We start from the raw sequence: 4,219 nt of genomic DNA, 5'->3' as shown, positions 1-4,219 counted from the left end.
GGTGCAATACTTTGGGTAAAAAGGGGGCTTGTGCGGCTGTCATGAACAGCGCACCCGGAAAACTCTATAGGGGAATTCAAAACAGGGCAATATAAACCTGTTGGCTAAACGCCCGTAAGAACAGGTAACCTGTACCGGTAACAACCGGCATTAGGTAACAAGACTAATATTGGGTATGCAAGCAACAGCAATAAAAGAGATAAAGGATCTTTTGAGCGTTGGGACTGGGTAAAGTTTCCCATAGGATATAGTTGTGGTTATTTTTATATAGTAAAAATTCTACATTTGATCACAGGACAGTTTAACACATCACACCGAACATTCTCACATTGCTAAATTAGACAAATAAACTACCGGCATTTATAGTAGTACTTCGTAGTGTGTGTAGTAATTATTCTACACGAAAATGCGTTCAGGGTAAAAAGATATATTATATCTTAGCCCTTGTGAACCTGATTATTTATACATTAACCATCCCCTGCTATGAAAACCGTACTCATTGCCGATGACCACACCATAGTCCGGCTGGGCGTGTTACTTATCATAAAAAGCATGTTCCTGAATGCGCAGGTTATAGAAGCTGAAACACTGGACCAGGCTATAACACAGCTGGAATCAAGACCTTTTGACCTGTTAATACTGGATATTAATATTCCAGGTGGCAACAACCTGCAGATGATCGATGCGGTACGCTTAAGGCAGCCCGACATTAAGATACTGATGTTCTCCGGCTACGAGGAACAGCTGTTTGCACTTAATTATATACAGGCAGGCGCTGATGGTTACCTGGTAAAATATTCTTCTGAAGAGCAAATAAGAACGGCCCTCCGGACGGTAATGAATAACGAGAAATATATCAGCGCAGCGGTAAAAGACCAGCTCCTCTCGCGGCTGCAGCAACCAAGGCCGGCTGCTGAAAACCCGCTGAACTCACTATCCGGCAGGGAAAGAGAAGTATTGAACCTGCTGATCAAAGGCAGCAGCATGGCCAAAATAGCAGCTACATTACACCTGCAGCTAACAACAATAAGTACCTATAAGACCAGGATCTTTGAAAAGATGGGGACCGCGAATATTGTTGAGTTAATTGAAAAAGTAAAACTTTATAACCCGAACATGGGCTAAGCTGCAGGCAGCTCTATTTTTAAGGTAGCTCCTTTCTCCTGATTATTTTCCGCTATCAGTTTTCCGTTCACCAGCTCCAGCAGCTCTAATACGATCAGTAAGCCGATACCGCTATGCATAGGTGAAGCTTCGTTCCCGTTTAAACCATGGTAGCCATTGATCCAGTCCAGTAACGACGGCGGCAGCCCTGTTCCGGCATCTTCCACTATAATAGATACCATTCCGTTACCATTCACTGCGGAAAGCCTGATCACTCCGTCCACCGTGTTCTTTACTGCGTTGTCCAGTAAATTATGAATCACTACTCCCAGCACCTGGTAGTCGGCCTGGAATTGCAGATCCGGTGGCACGTTGTTCACAATGCTGGTAGAGCGGGACAATGCAATGCTATGAAAAATATCTATTTTTTCTTCAAGCAGCTCATGCAGGTCAACTTCTTCAGGCACTGTAGTTCCGTTCTTGATATGTGTTCTTATATACTGAATGAGGTTTTCCAGCAGGTAGTACATACGGTAAGAGGTGTCGTAAATAGCCCTGGCGCTTTTTGTCATCATTTCCGGGGCCAGCGTCTCTTTGTCTTTCCACGACATGTTGCCGGCTAACATCATCAGATACTTCATAGGAGTTTTAATGTCATGGGTAATGGATGCCATTAAGCGTTCCTGTGTGCGTGCCTGGCGGCGTAACTTTTTCTCGGATGCAGCCAGGGATGCCAGAATGGTTTGCAGCTCTGCAGTGCGTTCGGTTACCCGGGTTTCCAGCACCCGGTTCTGCTGCTTTATCTTGTACGTGCGTAACCTGGTATAAACAGCAAAGGCTATTACTAACCCCAGCACCACCAGCAAACGGAACCAAACTGTTTCATAATAGGCCGGCTGCACCGTGATCAGTAATACTTTCTCCGTATAATTATTTTTCCCAAAGCCGTTTATTTTCCGGATGCGCAGCTGGTAAGTACCGGAAGGGAGTGTTGAAAATGAAAGGGTATGATCATTGCCAAGGGGCAGCCATACTGCGCTATCCTTTTGCGATGCTTCTACCAGTGCATAGCTTAGCTGCAGGTTGGCTGCATCTCCGAAATAAGGCGTACTTACACTTAATTTCAGCTGCTGAAAGGTATTTGGCAATACCAGTGAATCACCAAGAGGAACCAGCTCACCGTTCAGCACTGCTTCCTCAATATACAGCTCCTTATCCGGCAGCTCGGCGCTTATGCGGTTGGGGGCAAAGTACACCAACCCATCCATGGATGGGAAGGAAATATTTCCGTTACTCCATTTCACCCCACAGGGTTCACAACCGCCGTTAAATTCATTCGTTTTAAATCCCCTGTCTTTCCCATAGTACAGATAGTAGACGTACGACTGCTGTTTATCAGCATAAGCCAGCAGATCTTTTCGCGCTGCCTGAAAAAGGCCCTTATTGGTAGTGATCCAGTAATACCCTTTATCGTCTTCTACCAGGCAATGTACCGTTTGAAGATATTTATGCTGATCCAGCGGAAACAGGTGCAAGCGGTTTTGCCGGTACAGAAAAAACCCATCGTCATAGGTGGTAATCCAAACTTCACCGGGGCGCGGGATGTTTAAGCTGCGAATATGTTTACCATTGAGTTCTTTGATAGTATCAATACTGCGGGAGGAAATATGCAGCCGGTAAAGGCCTCTTTTGTTACCCATCCATAGCAGATCTGCGGTCTCCTGCTGCAGGTAGGATGCATTTACCAGCTGTTCAGCCACCAGCTCCGGCGCCTGCTCCGGCGCTGCCGGAGCTAAACGGTAGAGTCCCGCTGTTTTGGTACCTATCCAAAGGCGGCCATCTTTTCCCATATATAGCTGGTTAATGGGCGAAGGGCCCTCCCACTGCCACTGCAACCGTCCTTTACTGTTAAATTTATACAGCATTTGTTCATTCTTATACCATACATTCTCCAAACTGTCTACAACCATGCTGTACCTGCCATCGGTGAAGCTCCGGGCGTGGATCTGCCCAAACAAGGAGCTGCGGCCGGCTGAATCAAAGAGCATGCCCTGTGCCGTTAATACCTGGTTTTCATCAAGCTCCGCCTGGGCATAATAAACTTCGTCATCAGAGTTCTGCTCACCACTCAGCACATTAAAAGGCTGCCGGGTAAAAACATATAGTCCCCTGGTAACGCTGCCGAGAAAAGCCCGTTCATGCGCTGCATCGTAATAAACAGACATGATCCTGTTTGATACAAAATCAAAACCATTCACCACCAGCCTGGTATGTAAGCTGCCATCCGGCATGCGCCGCAGCACATAACAATGCTCATCCAGGTAAACAAAAGTTTGTTCTGCCGCAAAATTCCAGTATAACTTTAAATAACGGCGGCGGCTCCTGTAGCCGGGGTTCTGCAGGATATCGCCCGTAAACGATACGGTTTTTACATTCTGTCCGTTAAACACCATCACTTCACCCGAGGCATTTAAATAATATAACTGTCCTTTCATTGAAAAAAAACTCCAGGGGCTGGTATAATGGAAGGCTACACGGAACTGCTGCTGATGCTCCGCTATAAAGTCAATACTGTCCTTACGGATTAGAAAAAAGCTATTTCTTTTTACAGGGATCAGGTACCGGCCTGCCCGGATATTCTTCTCATATAAATTTGGCAACCCGATAACAGGGTAAGTATCTGCTCCCTCTTTATAGATCAGTTCTGCGTCTGCGCTTGCATTTGCAGCTATATCCTGCTGCACCGTAGCCTTACCGCAGCTGATACCGATCAGCTGATGAAATTCTGTGAGGGCAAACAATTCATTATCACCGGGAGCTGAATAAAGGAAGCTGATCCGGCTGGAAGAAATATCCAGCTCGTTCTTATTAAAATTCCTGATATAATGGCCACTCTCTAAACGTACCAGCCCATTTTCGGTTGCCAGCCACACATATCCGGCTTTGTCCGCTGCAATGAACTTTACGCTATTCTGAGGAAGGCCGTTCTCATCCGTAAAATGCTGCAGATGATAATGAACGGTATCCAGCCTGGCAAAGGCCGGGTTATGACAAAGTAATAATAAAAATACGGCTAGATTAACAGGCTTGGCTAAACGTAACATTGCTGGGTCAT

The 4,219-nt window shown here is 46.0% G+C and carries 2 protein-coding genes; one reads left to right on the top strand and one right to left on the bottom strand.

The window, feature by feature from the left end; genetic code table 11:
* The first annotated feature begins 483 nt into the window (after positions 1–483).
* Positions 484–1,125: a response regulator gene (locus BMZ54_RS25595; RefSeq protein ID WP_089918843.1), complete on the top strand. Its 642-nt coding sequence runs from the start codon at positions 484–486 to the stop codon at positions 1,123–1,125.
* On the opposite strand, the gene BMZ54_RS25590 is transcribed toward BMZ54_RS25595, so the two are convergent.
* Positions 1,122–4,208, bottom strand: a complete 3,087-nt coding sequence (locus tag BMZ54_RS25590) for a sensor histidine kinase (protein ID WP_089918840.1) — start codon at positions 4,206–4,208, stop codon at positions 1,122–1,124. The two genes, BMZ54_RS25595 and BMZ54_RS25590, sit on opposite strands and share 4 nt — an antisense overlap.
* Positions 4,209–4,219 lie beyond the last annotated feature (11 nt).

The sequence above is a fragment of the Chitinophaga rupis genome, from assembly GCF_900109685.1.
Taxonomy (GTDB): domain Bacteria; phylum Bacteroidota; class Bacteroidia; order Chitinophagales; family Chitinophagaceae; genus Chitinophaga; species Chitinophaga rupis.
Note: the sequence above shows the minus strand (reverse complement) of the source record. Positions and strands in the feature narration are given on the sequence as shown.

Coding starts and splice junctions, on each gene's coding strand:
- BMZ54_RS25595 (WP_089918843.1), top strand. CDS start 484: ATGAAAACCGTACTCATTGCCGATGACCACACCATAGTCCGGCTGGGC.
- BMZ54_RS25590 (WP_089918840.1), bottom strand. CDS start 4,208: ATGTTACGTTTAGCCAAGCCTGTTAATCTAGCCGTATTTTTATTATTA.